This window comes from Pseudomonas helmanticensis (assembly GCF_900182985.1).
Classification (GTDB): domain Bacteria; phylum Pseudomonadota; class Gammaproteobacteria; order Pseudomonadales; family Pseudomonadaceae; genus Aquipseudomonas; species Aquipseudomonas helmanticensis.
On record NZ_FXUY01000002.1, the window covers coordinates 288919 to 306240 of the forward strand.

The window sequence follows — 17322 nt, forward strand, 5'->3', positions numbered from 1 at the left end:
GGGAATATCCAATGACTCAGTCCATCTGGAGCAAGTTGTTCACCGCACTGCGCGGCGGCGCCAATGAAGTCGGCGAAGCCATCGTCGACCAGCAGGCCCTGCGTATCCTCGATCAGGAAATTCGCGACGCCGACACCGCGCTGTCGAATGCCCGTCGCGAACTGGTCACGATCATGGCCAAGCACAAACTGGCCGCCGACCGCGTGAGCGAGTACGACGCCAAGATCAAGGATCTCGAAGCCAAGGCTGTCGCAGCCCTGAGTGCCGGTCGCGAAGACCTGGCGCTGGAAGTGGCCGAAGCGATCTCGACGCTGACCAACGACCTCGATGCCGAGAAAAAACAAAGCGATGAGTTCGGCACCTACGCCGAGAACATGCGCAAAGACATCAACAAGGCCGAAGCCCGTATCAAGAGCCTGCGCCAGCAAGTGGACATGGCCAAGGCGCGTGAAAGCGTGCAGAAAGCCCAGGTCAGTGCATCGATTGCCAGCGGCGGCGCCAACGGCAAACTGGAAACCGCGGTGGGCACCCTCAACCGCCTGCAAGCCAAGCAGCAGCAACGCGCTGCCGAGCTGAGTGCGGCCGACGAGCTGGCGGATGCATCGTCCGGCAACGACCTCGATCGCAAACTGCGCGACGCCGGCATCACGCCGAACGAAGGCAGCGCCAACGCGATTCTTGAGCGCCTGAAGCAGAAGTCCGCTCAGTAACACCGCAACCTACCCTGTGTAGGAGCCGCCGAAGGCTGCGATCTTTTGATCTTGTCTTTAAAAACAAAATCAAAAGATCGCAGCCTTCGGCAGCTCCTACATGGGATCCCGGCCCGGTACACTAGCGACGTTTTTTGCCGACGAACACCTCCACCCGCTTCAAGGAACGTACCCATGGGATGGTTTAAAGATTTGCTGGGCACCAGTAACTGGCAGACCGCTGCGCCAACGCCAACCGTTGCCAGTGGCCCACTCGGGATGGCCCAGGGCAAAGCCGTCAGGTTCGATACGACTCTGGCGCTGCTGCTCGACGGTTCGACCTCGGTGCGCGTGCCCTTCGACCAAGCGATCTGGAGCGCCGGCTGGGTCGACCTTGGCCAGTCCAACAAACTGCACCGCTATTACATGAACGACGAGGATTTCTGGGTTCAGATCCACGTCACCGGTGACGACCAGATCGAGTCGGTCACCCTGTTCAACTACCTCAGCTACGTGACAGTCAACAGTGACGCCGAACTGCAGCGCCTCGCCGGCCCAAGCAGCCCGATCGGCCTGCCGACCTACAGCCACGAAGGTGTCGAGTACACCCGTGAATGGGGCACTGAACAAGACCAGACAGAACTCGTACCGATGACCGAACAAGTGATCAATCCGGACGAGAGCTACACCATCGAACATCATTCGATGCTTTACGCCCGCGACACCGGCCTGACCGATCGCCGCGAATTGCTGCTGTTCTCCGTCGAACAGGACGAAGAAGGCACCGTCAGCCTGAGCACCTCACTGGGCATCTCGCTGTACACGACTGATATCGGCACCATTTAAAAAGGAAGTTTTTCATGCTGGAAGTGCTGGCCGTTTCCCTCAACAAGACCGCATTGGTCGGTTTCGTCGTCTACCTGATCGGCGCCGTCTTGCTGTTCATGCTGTTTCAATTCGTCTACACGCGCATCACCCCGCACAAGGAATTCGAGCTGATCCGCGCCGGCAACAGCGCCGCCGCAATTGCTTTATCTGGTGCGATCATCGGTTTTGCGATTCCGGCCAGTAACGTGATCGCCTTTTCGGTCAACGTCGTCGACTTCGTGCTTTGGGCGGTGATCGCGGCGGTTGTACAACTGCTGGCGTTTCTCGCCACAGGCCTGGTCCTCAAAGGCACTTCGCAACGCATCGCCAACGGTGAAGTGGCTTCCGGCATTTACGTCGCTGCGGTGGCGATCAGCGTCGGCATGCTCAATGCCGCGTGCATGACACCGTCCAACTGACCGGCAGGAAGCCCTCGATGAAACGCAGTAAATACGTTCAGTTGTCCCTCGCCGCTTCGGTGGCCCTGGCCATTTCCGGCGAAGCGGCAGCAATCGATCAGCCACGCAGCTTCCAGAGTGTCGAGCAGTGTGTCGATGCCGAAGTCGCCGCCGATGTCTGCTCGAACGCCTACGTCGCCGCCCTGACCGAACACCGGCGCATCGCCCCGGCGTACGATGACAAGGCCGAGTGCGACGCCGACTTTGCCGCCGACTGGTGCCAGAAAAACTCGTCCGGCAAATTCGTGCCGAAACTGGGCGGCTTCAAGATCCGCCAGAACGCTGAAGCGCCGCAGAATCTTGATGCGCTTGCCGATGCGCAAATGCCCGCCGGTGACGCCAACGCCGCCCAGGCTGCACAGGCTGCACAGGCCACGAGCCACTCTTCCGGCAGTTCGACCAGCGGCCTGCTCACCGGATGGCTGATCGGCAATGCGATGAGTAACAATTCCAATCGCACGGTTTATCGCGATCGCGACACACGCCAGACCTACAACACCTCGACGCAGTACCGCAAAGTCGAATCGGCACCGGTCACGCGCAGCCAGCCTGACTACGAGAGCAGCAAGAGCAAGCCGGTGAACGTCGCGTCCTCGACTTCCCGTGGTGGTTTCGGCAGTCAGTCCAGTGCCCGTAGCGGTTGGGGTGGCTGGGGCAGCAGTTCCGGTCGTTCGAGCAGCTGATCATGAAAAAGATCCACTGCGCCGAGCGCCCCGACTGGAAACAGACCGCCGAGAGCCTCGGCTTCATGTTCCATACCATCGACGACGAACCGTACTGGGACGAAAGCGCCTACTACCAGTTCTCGCTGGCGCAGATCGAAAACGATCTCGAGGATCCGACCACCGAACTGCACGAGATGTGCATGGACCTGGTCGACCGCGTCGTGCGCAGCGAAGAGTTGCTCGACCGCTTGAGCATCCCGCCGTCGTACTACGACATGATCCGCACCTCCTGGCTGGAAGGTCATCCGCATCTGTACGGGCGCATGGACTTTTCCTATAGCGGTAACGGCCCGGCGAAACTGCTGGAGCTCAACTACGACACGCCGACCAGCCTCTACGAAGCGGCGGCGTTCCAGTGGGGCTGGCTTGAGCAAAGTATCGAACGCGGTACGCTGCCGCGCCATGCCGACCAGTTCAACAGCATCGACACCAAACTGCATCAGGCTTTTGCCGAGTTGCAACTGAAGCGGCCGTTCTACTTTGCGTCGATGCGGGACTCGGTCGAGGACAAAGGCACCACCGATTACCTGCGATTGATCGCCGAGAAAGTCGGTATCGAATCGCGGCACATCGACATCGAAGACATCGGCCTGACGGCTGAAGGTCGCTTTGTTGATCTGCAAGATCGCTGGATCCCGCACCTGTTCAAGCTGCACGCCTGGGAATTCATCTTCCAGGAGCCGTTCGGTGCGGCGATTGCCGAGTGCGACACGCAGTTTTTCGAACCGGCATGGAAGGCGATCCTGTCGAACAAAGGCGTATTGCCGTTGCTGTGGGAAATGCACAAGGGCCATCCGAACCTGCTGGCCGCGCATCTTGATCCAGATCCGGCCAGTGCTGTGCCCAAGGGCTGGGTACGCAAGCCGTACTTTTCCCGCGAAGGCGCCAACATTGAACTGCAGACGGCTGACGGTCTGATCGTCAAAGAGGACGGGCCGTACACCGATGCGCCATTTATCCTGCAGGAGTTTGCGCCGCTGCCAAAGTTTGGCGACAGCTACACGCTGATCGGCTCGTGGGTGATTGGCGATCAGGCGGCGGGGATTGGTGTGCGGGAAGACAACAGTTTGATCACCAAGGACTCCAGCCGCTTCCTGCCGCACCTGATTCTTGACTGAAACGCCCTCCGTGTAGGAGCTGCGGCACGCTGCGATCTTTTGATCTTTTAAAAACAACATCAAATGATCGCAGCGTGCCGCAGCTCCTACAGGGCGCGTGTTTTATGCAGGCACAAAAAAGGCCCGTCGCTTGATGCGACGGGCCTTTTTATTTGCAGCGGTTACAACATCGGATCAGAACGGAATATCGTCATCAAAGCTGTCGAAATCCGGAGCTGGCTGCGGTGCGGCCTGCTGTGGAGCCGGGGCCGAACGCTGTTGCGGAGCCGACTGCTGCGGACGCGGAGCCTGCTGGCGTGGAGCCGGTGCGGACTGCTGGTAGTTGTTGCCGCCACCTTGTTGGTCGCCCTGTTGTGGACGGCCGCCGAGCAGTTGCATGGTGCCTTGCATGTCGACCACGATTTCGGTGGTGTAACGCTTGATACCGTCTTTTTCCCACTCGCGGGTCTGCAACTTGCCTTCGATGTAGACCTGCGAACCTTTACGCAGGTATTCGCCGGCGATTTCCGCAACCTTGCCGAACATCGAAACACGGTGCCACTCGGTCTTCTCGACCTTCTGACCGGTTTGCTTGTCGGTCCACTGTTCGCTGGTTGCCAGACTCAGGTTGGTCACGGCGTTACCGTTAGGCAGGTAGCGAACTTCGGGATCCTGGCCGCAAGTGCCGACCAATATGACTTTGTTAACCCCACGGGCCATAACGTTCTCCTAGGCTTCGCAAGCAGCCTCGGCCGGGTTGTTCACCAGGCGTTCGAGGGTGTCGCGATCCACTAATTCTTTGTCCAGTTTGATGTAAACAGCCGCTTCGTCAGCAACTATCACTGCATCGGTTACCCCTACAAGGGCCTTGAGGCGCTCGACCAGACCCGCTTCGCGGATCGCCTCGGGCGACAACGGCAAGCGCAGGCTCGTCACGTAGGGAGGTTCACGCATGGTAACAGCAAAGGCCAGCCAGATGGCAGCCAGACCCGCGCATCCAAGGAACACAACCGACAGACCGCCATGCTGAAACAACCAGCCGCCGAGTATCCCGCCGAGTGCCGAACCGAGGAACTGACTGGTGGAATACACGCCCATGGCCGTGCCCTTGCCACCCGCCGGTGAAACCTTGCTGATCAGCGACGGCAATGAAGCCTCCAGCAGATTGAACGCGGTGAAAAACACCACCGTGCCGATCACCAGAGCCCGCAGGCTGTCGCCGAACTGCCAGAAGAATAGCTCAGTCAGCATCAGCGTCAGGACGGCGCCGAGCAAAACTCGTTTCATTTTGCGTTTCTTCTCGCCATAGATGATGAACGGGATCATGGCGAAGAACGAAATCAGCAACGCGGTGAGGTAGACCCACCAGTGCTGCTCCTTGGGCAAACCGGCTTTTTCCACCAGCGCCAAAGGCAGTGCGACGAAGCTCGACATCAACATGGCATGTAACACAAAGATGCCCAGATCGAGTCGCAGCAGGTCTGGATGCTTGAGTGTCGGCATCAGCGCCTGACGCGCCACACCGGACTCGCGATGCGTCAGCGGCCCTGTGGATTTCGGCACCATGAACATGACGATGACGATTCCCACCAATGCCATGCCACCGGTGGCCAGGAACAACCCGGACAAGCCGAACGCACGGGTCAGCAAAGGCCCGACGACCATGGCCACGGCGAACGACAGACCAATCGTCATGCCGATCATCGCCATGGCTTTGGTGCGGTGTTGCTCGCGGGTAAGGTCGGAAAGCAAGGCCATCACCGCAGCAGAAATGGCGCCGGCACCTTGCAGGATTCGTCCGGCAATCACGCCCCAGATCGAATCGGCTTGCGACGCGAGGACGCTACCGAGGGCGAAGACGATCAGCCCGAGGTAAATCACCGGTCGACGGCCAATGCGGTCAGAAATGATCCCGAACGGAATCTGGAAAATTGCCTGGGTCAGGCCGTAGGCGCCGATGGCCAAACCGATCAGGGCCGGGGTCGCACCCGCCAGATCCATGCCGTAGGTCGCCAGTACCGGCAACACCATGAACATGCCAAGCATACGGAAGGCGAACACCAGGGCCAGACCGCTCGCCGCGCGGGTCTCGCTGCCACTCATGCGTTCGCTGTGGGGATCGTGCATGGAAAAACCTCGTGTGAACCGGCGGCGATTCTACCAGTCCCATCGAAAGACGGGGTAGATCGCGACGCTTTGACGCGTATAGATGAAACTCTCTTCATCCAGGGTAAAAAACCCTTCGTTTGATAGTGTGCATCCATCCAGTATTTGGCCGTATACTCCTACGTTTTCGACGCCCGCCGAGCGAGGCCACTTTGGACAAGATCCTGATACGTGGGGCCCGTACCCACAACCTGAAGAACATCGACCTGACCCTGCCACGGGACAAGCTGATCGTCATCACCGGCCTGTCTGGATCCGGCAAGTCGTCCCTGGCCTTCGACACACTGTACGCCGAAGGTCAGCGCCGCTATGTCGAATCGCTGTCGGCCTACGCCCGCCAGTTCCTGTCGATGATGGAAAAACCCGACGTCGATACCATCGAAGGCCTGTCGCCGGCGATCTCCATCGAACAGAAGTCGACCTCGCACAACCCGCGCTCCACGGTCGGCACCATCACCGAAATCTACGACTACCTGCGCCTGCTCTATGCACGCGTTGGTACGCCGCGCTGCCCGGATCACGACATTCCGCTGGAGGCGCAAACCGTCAGCCAGATGGTCGACCTGGTGCTGGCTCAGCCCGAAGGCAGCAAATTGATGCTGCTGGCGCCGGTGATCCGCGAGCGCAAAGGTGAACACCTGTCGGTCTTCGAAGAGCTGCGCGCGCAAGGTTTCGTCCGCGCACGGGTCAACGGCCGGATCTGCGAACTCGACGAACTGCCGAAACTGGATAAGCAAAAGAAGCATTCGATCGATGTGATCGTCGACCGCTTCAAGGTGCGCGCAGACCTGCAGCAACGTCTGGCCGAGTCTTTCGAGACCGCGCTGAAACTGGCGGACGGCATCGCCCTGGTCGCACCGATGGACGATGAACCGGGCGAAGAGATGATCTTCTCCGCGCGCTTCGCCTGCCCGATCTGCGGCCACGCGATCAGCGAACTGGAACCCAAGCTATTTTCCTTCAACAACCCGGCCGGCGCCTGCCCGACGTGCGATGGCCTGGGGGTGAAGCAATTCTTCGACATCAAACGACTGGTCAACGGCGAGCTGACGCTGGCCGAAGGCGCGATTCGCGGCTGGGACCGGCGCAACGTCTATTACTTCCAGATGTTGGGGTCACTGGCTTCGCATTATGGTTTTAGCCTGGAAGTGCCGTTCAACGATCTGCCGGCCGATCAGCAGAAGTCCATCCTGCACGGCAGCGGCTCGCAGAACGTCGACTTCAAATACCTGAACGACCGTGGCGATATCGTCAAACGCTCGCACCCGTTCGAAGGCATCGTGCCAAACCTGGAGCGTCGCTACCGCGAGACCGAGTCGGCGAGCGTGCGCGAAGAGCTCGCCAAGTTCCTCAGCACTCAGTCGTGCCCGGATTGCCGTGGTACCCGTTTGCGTCGTGAAGCGCGGCATGTGTGGGTTGGCGAGAAGACACTGCCAGCAGTGACCAACCTGCCGATCGGTGACGCTTGCGAGTATTTCGGCCAGCTGAAGATGACCGGTCGACGCGGCGAAATCGCCGACAAGATCCTCAAGGAAATCCGCGAGCGTCTGCAGTTTCTGGTTAACGTCGGTCTCGACTACCTGTCGCTGGATCGCAGTGCTGACACGCTGTCCGGTGGCGAGGCGCAGCGGATTCGTCTGGCCAGTCAGATCGGCGCGGGTCTGGTCGGCGTTCTGTACATTCTCGATGAACCGTCGATTGGTTTGCACCAACGCGACAACGACCGACTTCTCGGCACGCTCAAGCATCTTCGCGATATCGGCAACACGGTAATCGTGGTCGAGCACGACGAGGATGCAATTCGCCTGGCCGATTACGTTGTGGATATCGGCCCGGGCGCAGGCGTGCATGGTGGGCAAATCGTTGCCGAAGGTACCCCGGCCGAAGTCATGGCGCACCCGGATTCCCTGACCGGCAAATACCTGTCGGGCCGGGTGAAGATTGAAGTGCCGGCCAAACGCACGCCACGTAACAAGAAGCTCAATCTGTCGCTTAAAGGCGCGCGCGGCAATAACCTGCGCAATGTTGATCTGGACATTCCTATCGGCTTGCTGACTTGCGTGACCGGCGTGTCCGGCTCAGGCAAATCGACGCTGATCAACAACACGCTGTTCCCGCTGAGCGCCACAGCACTCAACGGCGCAACCACTCTGGAAGCGGCAGCTCACGACAGCATCAAAGGCCTTGAGCATCTGGACAAAGTCGTCGACATCGACCAGAGCCCGATCGGTCGTACACCGCGCTCCAACCCGGCAACTTATACCGGTTTGTTTACACCGATCCGCGAGCTGTTCGCTGGCGTGCCCGAGTCGCGCTCCCGTGGTTATGGCCCGGGGCGTTTCTCGTTCAACGTCAAGGGCGGTCGCTGCGAAGCGTGCCAGGGCGATGGCCTGATCAAGGTGGAAATGCACTTCCTACCGGACATCTACGTGCCGTGCGACGTGTGCAAGAGCAAGCGCTACAACCGTGAAACCCTCGAGATCAAATACAAGGGCAAGAGCATCCACGAAACCCTCGAGATGACCATCGAGGAAGCCCGGGTGTTCTTCGACGCGGTGCCGGCACTGGCGCGCAAACTGCAGACTTTGATGGATGTTGGTCTGTCGTACATCAAGCTCGGTCAGTCGGCGACCACGTTGTCGGGTGGTGAGGCACAGCGGGTCAAGCTGTCTCGCGAGCTGTCCAAGCGTGACACCGGCAAGACCCTGTACATCCTCGATGAGCCGACCACCGGTTTGCACTTCGCGGATATCCAGCAGTTGCTCGATGTACTGCATCGTCTGCGTGACCACGGCAACACGGTGGTGGTGATCGAGCACAATCTCGACGTTATCAAGACGGCCGACTGGCTGGTCGACCTCGGGCCGGAGGGTGGCTCCAAGGGTGGCCAGATCATTGCCACCGGTACGCCGGAAGAAGTGGCCGAGATGAAGCAATCTCACACCGGCCACTACCTCAAGCCACTGCTGATCCGTGATCGGGCTTAAACGACGAGCATGAAAAAGCCCCTGTCACTTCAACAGTGACAGGGGCTTTTTTGTATCTGCTGCAATCAGGACGTGTGGGATTGCAGGTAGTTCTCGAGACCTATCAGCTTGATCAGGCCCAACTGCTTTTCCAGCCAGTAGGTGTGATCTTCTTCGGTATCATTGAGCTGAACCCGCAGGATCTCGCGGCTGACGTAGTCTTTGTGCTGCTCGCACAACTCAATGCCTTTGCACAGCGCGGCGCGAACTTTGTACTCGAGGCGCAGATCTGCTTCGAGCATCTCCGGCACCGTGGTGCCGACGTCGAGGTCATCCGGACGCATGCGTGGCGTGCCTTCAAGCATCAGAATCCGGCGCATCAACGCATCAGCGTGACCCGCTTCTTCTTCCATCTCGTGGTTGATTCGCTCGTAGAGCTTGGTGAACCCCCAGTCCTCATACATCCGCGAATGAACGAAATATTGGTCACGCGCGGCCAGTTCGCCGGTCAGCAACGTGTTGAGGTAATCGATTACGTCTGGGTGGCCTTGCATCGCCCTACATCTCCCTACTTGAAAGTCTGTAGTTTGAACCAAGCTGACTGGAAGGTCACCCGTTACGCGCAATAAAAGCGAAGATATTCTTAGAAAAGCAGCCTAAATAACGCAAAAACCGCCCAAATGAGGGCGGTTCTGCTTCTCGTTTAGACTTCGTTAAGCTGTACGTTGAGCAGCTTTGCGATTGCTTCTCCATACGCCGGATCGGCTTTGTAGAAATGCTGCAATTGGCGGTCGACTACATCACTGGAAACGCCTGCCATTGCACCGGCGATGTTGCTCACCAGCAAAGCTTTCTGTTCGTCGCTCATCAACCGAAACAGCGCACCGGCATGGCTGTAGTAATCGGTGTCTTCGCGGTGATCGTAGCGATCGGCCGCACCGCTTAGAGCCAGCGCAGGCTCAGCGTAGTGCGGAGCTTGTTTCGGCGTTTCTATGTAGCTGTTCGGCTCATAGTTCGGTGCTGCGCCGCCATTACTGCCGAATGCCATTGAACCGTCGCGCTGGTAAGTGTTTACCGGGCTACGTGGCGCGTTCACCGGCAATTGCTGGTGATTGGTGCCGACGCGGTAGCGATGGGCGTCAGCGTAAGCGAATACGCGACCTTGCAGCATGCGGTCTGGCGACAGACCTACACCTGGCACCATGTTGCTCGGGCCAAACGCTGCCTGCTCGACTTCAGCGAAGTAGTTCTGCGGGTTGCGGTTCAGTTCCAGTTCGCCGACTTCGATCAACGGGAATTCTTTCTGCGACCAGGTTTTGGTTACGTCGAAAGGGTTCTCGTAGTGTGCCGCCGCTTGAGCCTCGGTCATGATCTGGATGCACACGCGCCATTTCGGGAAATCACCGCGCTCGACCGCTTCAAACAGGTCACGTTGGGCGTAATCCGGATCGGTGCCAGCAATACGAGCAGCATCCGCTGGTGCGAGGTTCTTGATGCCCTGTTTGGTCTTGTAGTGCCACTTCACCCAGTGACGCTCGCCTTGAGCGCTGATCAGGCTGTAAGTGTGGCTGCCAAAGCCGTGCATGTGACGGTAACCGTCAGGAATGCCACGATCGGAGAAGAGGATGGTCACCTGATGCAGCGCTTCAGGCGAATGCGACCAGAAGTCCCACATCATTTGCGCACTTTTCAGGTTGCTCTGCGGCAGACGCTTTTGCGTGTGGATGAAATCAGGGAATTTCAGCGGATCACGAATGAAGAAGACCGGCGTGTTGTTGCCAACAATGTCCCAGTTACCTTCCTCGGTGTAGAACTTGAGGGCAAAACCGCGAGGGTCGCGCTCGGTATCGGCCGAACCACGCTCGCCACCCACGGTGGAAAAGCGCAGGAACGTCGGGGTTTGCTTGCCAACCGATTCGAACAGCTTGGCGCTGGTGTAATCGGTGATATCACGAGTGACGGTAAACGTGCCGTAAGCGCCCGAGCCTTTGGCGTGTACGCGACGCTCTGGAATATTTTCACGGTTGAAGTGTGCGAGCTTCTCAAGCAGATGGAAATCGTCGAGAAGCAACGGGCCACGCGGGCCGGCGGAGCGAGAATTCTGATTATCAGCGACAGGTGCGCCACTGGCGGTCGTAAGCGTTTTGATCTGGCTCATACGGTCTTCTTCCTCTGTCAGTCTTGAAACTGCCGGCTAATCGGCTTGATGGGAAGTATTGATCATCAATGTGACAGCCACAAATTCATTAACTTGTGCGTATCGATAGAAAATTACTAATTATGTTTCCCAGCACATAGTGACAACAGAGCAGGGTCAGAAGCTTGTACGAACAGCGCATTTTCTTGCAGACACAAAAAACCGGGCACTAGGCCCGGTTCTTTGTTTCAGACTGACGTCTTACTCGGCGGATACAGCTTCGCCAGCAGTAGCACGATCAACCAACTCGACGTACGCCATAGGCGCGTTGTCGCCAGTGCGGAAACCGCACTTGAGGATGCGCAGGTAGCCACCCTCACGGGTAGCGTAACGCTTGCCCAGGTCGTTGAAGAGCTTACCAACGATAGCTTTCGAACGAGTACGGTCGAAAGCCAGACGGCGGTTAGCCAGGCTGTCTGTCTTGGCCAGAGTGATCAGCGGCTCAGCAACGCGACGCAGTTCTTTGGCTTTTGGCAGAGTAGTTTTGATCAGCTCGTGCTCGAACAGCGACACCGCCATGTTTTGAAACATGGCCTTGCGGTGCGAGCTGGTGCGGCTCAGGTGACGACCACTTTTACGATGACGCATGGTTCATTCCTTACCAAACACTACGTTCGGTGATTACGACGATCAGGCAGTCGCCTTGTCGTCCTTCTTAAGACTTGCAGGCGGCCAGTTGTCGAGGCGCATGCCGAGGGACAGACCGCGGGAGGCCAGAACGTCCTTGATTTCAGTCAAGGATTTCTTGCCCAGGTTCGGAGTCTTCAACAGCTCCACTTCGGTGCGCTGAATCAGGTCACCGATGTAGTAGATGTTTTCCGCCTTAAGGCAGTTAGCCGAACGTACAGTCAGTTCCAGATCGTCAACCGGGCGAAGCAGGATCGGATCGATCTCGTCTTCCTGCTCGACAACCACTGGCTCACTGTCACCTTTGAGGTCGACGAACGCAGCCAACTGCTGTTGCAGAATGGTTGCAGCGCGGCGAATAGCCTCTTCAGGATCCAGAGTACCGTTGGTTTCCAGATCAATAACCAGCTTGTCCAGGTTGGTACGCTGCTCGACACGGGCGTTTTCCACCACGTATGCGATACGGCGAACCGGGCTGAACGAAGAGTCAAGCTGCAAGCGACCGATGCTGCGGCTTTCGTCTTCATCGCTCTGACGCGAGTCTGCTGGTTCATAACCACGACCACGAGCTACGGTGAGCTTCATGTTCAGGGCGCCGTTAGACGCCAGGTTAGCGATTACGTGATCGGGATTAACGATCTCGACATCATGATCCAGCTGAATATCGGCAGCGGTAACCACCCCCGAACCCTTCTTCGACAAGGTCAGCGTAACTTCGTCACGACCGTGCAGCTTGATGGCCAGACCTTTAAGGTTCAACAGGATTTCAATTACGTCTTCCTGTACACCTTCGATGGCGCTGTACTCGTGGAGCACACCGTCAATCTCGGCCTCGACTACTGCGCAGCCGGGCATTGAGGACAACAGGATGCGTCGCAGCGCGTTGCCCAGGGTGTGGCCAAAACCACGCTCGAGAGGCTCGAGAGTGATCTTGGCGCGGGTTGGACTGACAACCTGCACATCAATATGGCGGGGTGTCAGGAACTCATTTACCGAAATCTGCATGGATGCACCTATTTTCTAGCCCTTACTTGGAGTAGAGCTCGACAATCAGGCTTTCGTTGATGTCGGCGGACAGATCACTGCGAGCAGGAACGTTCTTGAAAACGCCCGACTTCTTCTCAGTGTCTACTTCTACCCATTCTACGCGGCCACGTTGGGCACACAGATCGAGAGCTTGGACAATGCGAAGTTGGTTTTTTGCTTTCTCGCGAACTGCAACCACGTCACCAGCACGAACCTGATACGACGGAACGTTTACGGTCTGGCCGTTAACGCTGATCGACTTGTGCGATACCAGTTGACGGGATTCGGCACGAGTCGAACCAAAGCCCATACGATATACAACGTTGTCCAGACGGCATTCGAGCAGTTGCAGCAGGTTTTCACCGGTTGCACCTTTCTTGCCAGCAGCTTCTTTGTAGTAGCCGCTGAACTGACGCTCGAGAACGCCGTAGATACGACGGACCTTCTGCTTTTCACGCAGTTGGGTGCCGTAGTCGGACTGGCGACCGCGGCGTTGGCCGTGGATACCAGGTGCTGCTTCAATGTTGCACTTCGATTCGATCGCGCGCACGCCGCTCTTCAGGAAGAGATCGGTGCCTTCGCGACGAGCGAGTTTGCATTTTGGACCAATGTAACGAGCCATTCTTTACAATCTCCTGGATTACACGCGGCGCTTCTTCGGCGGACGGCACCCGTTGTGCGGGATTGGCGTCACGTCGGTGATGCTGGCGATCTTGTAGCCACAGCCGTTCAAAGCGCGGACTGCGGATTCACGACCTGGACCTGGACCTTTGACGTTGACGTCGAGGTTTTTCAGGCCATATTCCAGCGCAGCTTGACCAGCACGTTCAGCAGCTACTTGAGCAGCAAACGGGGTGGACTTGCGGGAACCGCGGAAACCCGAACCACCAGAGGTAGCCCAAGAAAGCGCGTTACCTTGACGGTCGGTGATGGTCACGATTGTGTTGTTAAAAGAAGCATGGATGTGGGCGATGCCATCAACCACTGTCTTTTTAACTTTTTTACGAGGACGAGCAGCAGGTTTTGCCATGATTAATTTCCTGTCGATTCGCGTGGGCGATTACTTGCGGATCGGCTTACGCGGACCTTTACGGGTACGCGCGTTAGTCTTGGTACGCTGACCGCGTACTGGAAGACCACGACGATGACGCAGACCACGGTAGCAACCGAGGTCCATCAAACGCTTGATTTTCATGTTGATTTCGCGACGCAGGTCACCTTCAGTGGTGAACTTCGCCACTTCGCCACGCAATTGCTCAATCTGCTCGTCGCTCAGATCTTTGATCTTTGCGGCTGGGTTTACCCCAGTCTCTGCGCAAATTTTCTGCGCAGTAGTGCGACCAACACCATAGATGTAGGTCAGCGAGATAACAGTGTGCTTGTTATCTGGAATGTTAACGCCTGCAATACGGGCCATTCAGTGGGACTCCAATTGACAGCTACCTACGCCCCGGAAGCCAAGAAATAGGGCGCGAGATAATATCGCTGTAATAACAAATAATCAACCCGGCAGCGCACTAGCTGCCGGGCTTCAAGCGGATCACACTCAGCCTTGGCGCTGTTTGTGACGCGGTTCCGCGCTGCAAATTACTCGAACAACACCTTCGCGGCGAATAATCTTGCAGTTACGGCACAGCTTTTTCACCGATGCACGAACTTTCATCACCAACTCCTCGAACCTTATGGGTACTCAGCGCAACATGCCGCTGCCGTAACCCTTCAGGTTGGCTTTCTTCATCAGGGATTCGTACTGGTGCGAAACGAGGTGCGATTGTACTTGGGACATGAAGTCCATCACAACCACGACCACGATCAGCAACGAGGTCCCGCCAAGGTAGAACGGAACGTTTGCTGCAACCACCAGGAACTGGGGCAACAGGCACACGGCCGTCATGTAAAGAGCACCGAACATGGTCAAGCGAGTCAGAACGCCATCAATGTAGCGCGCAGACTGCTCACCTGGACGGATGCCCGGAATAAAGGCACCGGACTTCTTCAGGTTTTCCGCTACGTCTTTCGGATTGAACATCAACGCCGTATAGAAGAAGCAGAAGAAAATAATCCCTGCACTAAACAGCAGAATATTCAACGGCTGACCAGGAGCGATCGACTGCGAGATGTCCTGCAACCAGCCCATACCTTCAGACTGACCAAACCAGGCACCCAGCGAAGCCGGGAACAGCAAAATGCTGCTCGCGAAAATAGCTGGAATAACACCAGCCATGTTCACTTTCAGCGGCAAGTGGCTTGTCTGCGCAGCAAAAACCTTACGGCCCTGCTGACGCTTGGCGTAGTGAACAGCGATACGACGCTGACCACGCTCAATGAACACCACAAAACCGATAATCGCTACTGCCAGCAAACCGATGGCAACCAGGGCGAAGATGTTGATATCACCCTGACGTGCAGACTCGAAAGACTGCCCGATTGCTCTCGGAAGACCGGCGACGATACCCGAAAAAATCAACATCGAGATACCGTTACCTACACCACGCTCAGTAATCTGCTCACCCAGCCACATCATGAACATCGCACCAGCCACAAAAGTGGATACTGCGACGAAATGGAAGCCAAAGTCACCAGTGAACGCAACGCCCTGCCCCGCCAGACCAATGGACATGCCAATAGCCTGAACGAGAGCGAGGACGACGGTGCCGTAGCGGGTGTACTGGCTGATCTTGCGACGGCCAGCTTCACCTTCCTTCTTCAACTGCTCCAACTGCGGGCTGACGGCGGTCATCAGTTGCATGATGATCGATGCCGAAATGTACGGCATGATCCCCAGTGCAAAGATGCTCATCCGTTCCAGCGCGCCGCCGGAGAACATGTTGAACAAGCTAAGAATGGTCCCCTCATTCTGTCGAAACAGGTCTGCGAGTCGGTCCGGGTTGATACCTGGAACCGGGATGTGTGCGCCTATTCGGTAGACGATAATCGCCAGGAACAGAAAACGCAGACGAGCCCAGAGTTCAGACATACCGCCTTTGCCGAGCGCAGAGAGAGCACCTTGCTTAGCCATTTATTCCTCGAACTTGCCGCCAGCTGCTTCGATAGCCGCACGCGCACCTTTGGTGGCGCCGATTCCCTTGCCGATAGTGACAGCGCGAGTCACTTCACCGGACAGCATGATTTTCACACGCTGTACGTTGACGTTGATCACGTTGGCATCTTTCAGGGACTGCACGGTGACGATGTCGCCTTCCACTTTAGCCAGTTCGGACAAACGCACTTCTGCGCGATCCATGGCCTTCAGGGAAACGAAACCGAACTTCGGCAGGCGACGATGCAGCGGCTGTTGACCGCCTTCAAAGCCTGGAGCAATGGTGCCACCGGAGCGGGAGGTTTGACCTTTGTGGCCACGGCCACCAGTCTTACCCAAACCGCTACCGATACCACGGCCCGGACGATGCTTTTCGCGACGGGAACCCGGCGCTGGACTCAGATCATTGAGTTTCATCGATTAACCCTCGACACGCAGCATGTAGTAAGCCTTGTTGATCATCCCGCGATTCTCGGGAGTATCCTGGACTTCTACAGTGTGACCGATGCGACGCAGACCCAGACCCTTAACGCACAATTTGTGGTTAGGGATGCGGCCGGTCATGCTTTTGATCAGCGTTACTTTAACGGTAGCCATGATCAGAAGATCTCCTTGACAGTCAGACCACGCTTCGCAGCGATGGACTCAGGAGATTGCATGGCTTTCAGACCCTTGAAAGTGGCGTGAACCACGTTTACCGGGTTAGTCGAGCCGTAGCACTTGGCCAGAACGTTCTGAACGCCAGCAACTTCGAGGACAGCACGCATAGCGCCGCCAGCGATGATACCGGTACCTTCAGAAGCAGGCTGCATGTACACCTTCGAAGCGCCGTGACCGGACTTCATTGCGTACTGCAGAGTTGTGCCGTTCAGGTCAACTTGAATCATGTTGCGGCGAGCAGCTTCCATTGCCTTCTGGATCGCAGCAGGCACTTCACGTGACTTGCCACGGCCGAAGCCAACACGCCCTTTACCATCACCAACCACGGTCAACGCGGTGAAAGTGAAGATACGGCCGCCTTTAACGGTTTTGGCTACGCGGTTAACTTGAACCAGCTTCTCAATGTAGCCTTCGTCGCGCTTTTGGTCGTTATTTGACATAACTTAGAACTCCAGCCCAGCTTCACGAGCAGCATCAGCCAGCGCTTTAACGCGGCCGTGGTACTTGAAGCCAGAGCGGTCGAAAGCCACTTGCGAGACGCCAGCGGCCTTAGCACGCGTAGCGACCAGCTGGCCAACCTTTGTGGCCGCGTCGATGTTGCCAGTGGCGCCATCACGCAGTTCTTTATCCAAAGTCGAGGCACTTGCCAGGACTTTGTTGCCGTCGGCCGAGATGACCTGGGCGTAGATGTGCTGCGACGAGCGGAACACGCAGAGACGCACGACTTCTAGTTCGTGCATTTTCAGGCGTGCTTTGCGAGCGCGACGCAGTCGAGTAACTTTTTTGTCGGTCATTTGCTATGCC

General features: G+C 57.3%; 21 protein-coding genes. 6 read left to right on the plus strand and 15 right to left on the minus strand.

Annotation, left to right across the window (positions count from 1 at the left end):
- Positions 1 to 11 precede the first annotated feature (11 nt).
- From QOL84_RS23965 to QOL84_RS23985, 5 genes are all read left to right on the plus strand, one after another.
- Complete coding sequence (locus QOL84_RS23965; protein WP_129395724.1) at positions 12 to 710, plus strand: PspA/IM30 family protein; 699 nt, start codon at positions 12 to 14, stop codon at positions 708 to 710.
- A gap of 174 nt (positions 711 to 884) precedes the next feature.
- Positions 885 to 1535: a DUF2491 family protein gene (locus QOL84_RS23970; protein WP_129395725.1), complete on the plus strand. Its 651-nt coding sequence runs from the start codon at positions 885 to 887 to the stop codon at positions 1533 to 1535.
- Positions 1536 to 1549: 14 nt separating this feature from the next.
- On the plus strand, positions 1550 to 1975 hold the full coding sequence (locus tag QOL84_RS23975; RefSeq protein ID WP_283438838.1) for a DUF350 domain-containing protein: 426 nt from the start codon (positions 1550 to 1552) through the stop codon (positions 1973 to 1975).
- Positions 1976 to 1992: 17 nt separating this feature from the next.
- Positions 1993 to 2697, plus strand: coding sequence for a DUF1190 domain-containing protein (locus QOL84_RS23980; protein WP_283438839.1), 705 nt, complete (start codon positions 1993 to 1995; stop codon positions 2695 to 2697).
- A gap of 2 nt (positions 2698 to 2699) precedes the next feature.
- Entirely contained in the window at positions 2700 to 3857 is a 1158-nt protein-coding gene (locus QOL84_RS23985) for a glutathionylspermidine synthase family protein (RefSeq protein ID WP_283438840.1), read from the plus strand.
- A 174-nt stretch (positions 3858 to 4031) separates the two neighbouring features.
- On the opposite strand, the gene QOL84_RS23990 is transcribed toward QOL84_RS23985, so the two are convergent.
- Together QOL84_RS23990 and QOL84_RS23995 are read right to left on the minus strand one after the other, a co-directional pair.
- Positions 4032 to 4556: a single-stranded DNA-binding protein gene (locus QOL84_RS23990; protein WP_008081898.1), complete on the minus strand. Its 525-nt coding sequence runs from the start codon at positions 4554 to 4556 to the stop codon at positions 4032 to 4034.
- A 9-nt stretch (positions 4557 to 4565) separates the two neighbouring features.
- Positions 4566 to 5963: an MFS transporter gene (locus QOL84_RS23995; protein ID WP_129395729.1), complete on the minus strand. Its 1398-nt coding sequence runs from the start codon at positions 5961 to 5963 to the stop codon at positions 4566 to 4568.
- Positions 5964 to 6154: 191 nt separating this feature from the next.
- On the opposite strand from QOL84_RS23995, the gene uvrA reads away from it, so the two are divergent.
- Positions 6155 to 8989 (plus strand): excinuclease ABC subunit UvrA, encoded by a 2835-nt coding sequence (gene uvrA / locus QOL84_RS24000; protein ID WP_283438841.1) that lies wholly within the window; start codon positions 6155 to 6157, stop codon positions 8987 to 8989.
- A gap of 65 nt (positions 8990 to 9054) precedes the next feature.
- On the opposite strand, the gene bfr is transcribed toward uvrA, so the two are convergent.
- From bfr to rplR, 13 genes are all read right to left on the minus strand, one after another.
- Positions 9055 to 9522 (minus strand): bacterioferritin, encoded by a 468-nt coding sequence (gene bfr / locus QOL84_RS24005; protein WP_007918444.1) that lies wholly within the window; start codon positions 9520 to 9522, stop codon positions 9055 to 9057.
- A gap of 149 nt (positions 9523 to 9671) precedes the next feature.
- Complete coding sequence (locus QOL84_RS24010; RefSeq protein ID WP_283438842.1) at positions 9672 to 11126, minus strand: catalase; 1455 nt, start codon at positions 11124 to 11126, stop codon at positions 9672 to 9674.
- 240 nt (positions 11127 to 11366) lie between these two features.
- Positions 11367 to 11753, minus strand: a complete 387-nt coding sequence (gene rplQ, locus QOL84_RS24015) for a 50S ribosomal protein L17 (protein WP_007918448.1) — start codon at positions 11751 to 11753, stop codon at positions 11367 to 11369.
- Between the two features lie 42 nt (positions 11754 to 11795).
- Positions 11796 to 12797: a DNA-directed RNA polymerase subunit alpha gene (locus QOL84_RS24020; protein ID WP_003186012.1), complete on the minus strand. Its 1002-nt coding sequence runs from the start codon at positions 12795 to 12797 to the stop codon at positions 11796 to 11798.
- Positions 12798 to 12819: 22 nt separating this feature from the next.
- On the minus strand, positions 12820 to 13440 hold the full coding sequence (rpsD, locus tag QOL84_RS24025) for a 30S ribosomal protein S4 (RefSeq protein WP_003176404.1): 621 nt from the start codon (positions 13438 to 13440) through the stop codon (positions 12820 to 12822).
- An 18-nt stretch (positions 13441 to 13458) separates the two neighbouring features.
- Entirely contained in the window at positions 13459 to 13848 is a 390-nt protein-coding gene (gene rpsK / locus QOL84_RS24030; RefSeq protein WP_002555466.1) for a 30S ribosomal protein S11, read from the minus strand.
- Positions 13849 to 13878: 30 nt separating this feature from the next.
- The gene (gene rpsM, locus QOL84_RS24035; protein ID WP_009045849.1) at positions 13879 to 14235 is read right to left on the minus strand and encodes a 30S ribosomal protein S13; all 357 of its coding nucleotides are present in this window, start codon (positions 14233 to 14235) and stop codon (positions 13879 to 13881) included.
- A 129-nt stretch (positions 14236 to 14364) separates the two neighbouring features.
- Complete coding sequence (rpmJ, locus tag QOL84_RS24040; RefSeq protein ID WP_002555468.1) at positions 14365 to 14481, minus strand: 50S ribosomal protein L36; 117 nt, start codon at positions 14479 to 14481, stop codon at positions 14365 to 14367.
- Positions 14482 to 14508: 27 nt separating this feature from the next.
- A complete protein-coding gene (gene secY / locus QOL84_RS24045) occupies positions 14509 to 15837 on the minus strand; it encodes a preprotein translocase subunit SecY (protein WP_003228718.1) in 1329 nt (442 codons plus the stop codon).
- Positions 15838 to 16275: a 50S ribosomal protein L15 gene (gene rplO, locus QOL84_RS24050; RefSeq protein ID WP_003228720.1), complete on the minus strand. Its 438-nt coding sequence runs from the start codon at positions 16273 to 16275 to the stop codon at positions 15838 to 15840.
- A 3-nt stretch (positions 16276 to 16278) separates the two neighbouring features.
- Positions 16279 to 16455, minus strand: coding sequence for a 50S ribosomal protein L30 (rpmD, locus tag QOL84_RS24055; RefSeq protein WP_003176408.1), 177 nt, complete (start codon positions 16453 to 16455; stop codon positions 16279 to 16281).
- Between the two features lie 2 nt (positions 16456 to 16457).
- Positions 16458 to 16958, minus strand: coding sequence for a 30S ribosomal protein S5 (gene rpsE, locus QOL84_RS24060; RefSeq protein WP_064392263.1), 501 nt, complete (start codon positions 16956 to 16958; stop codon positions 16458 to 16460).
- A gap of 3 nt (positions 16959 to 16961) precedes the next feature.
- Complete coding sequence (gene rplR / locus QOL84_RS24065; RefSeq protein ID WP_003186037.1) at positions 16962 to 17312, minus strand: 50S ribosomal protein L18; 351 nt, start codon at positions 17310 to 17312, stop codon at positions 16962 to 16964.
- Positions 17313 to 17322: the final 10 nt, after the last annotated feature.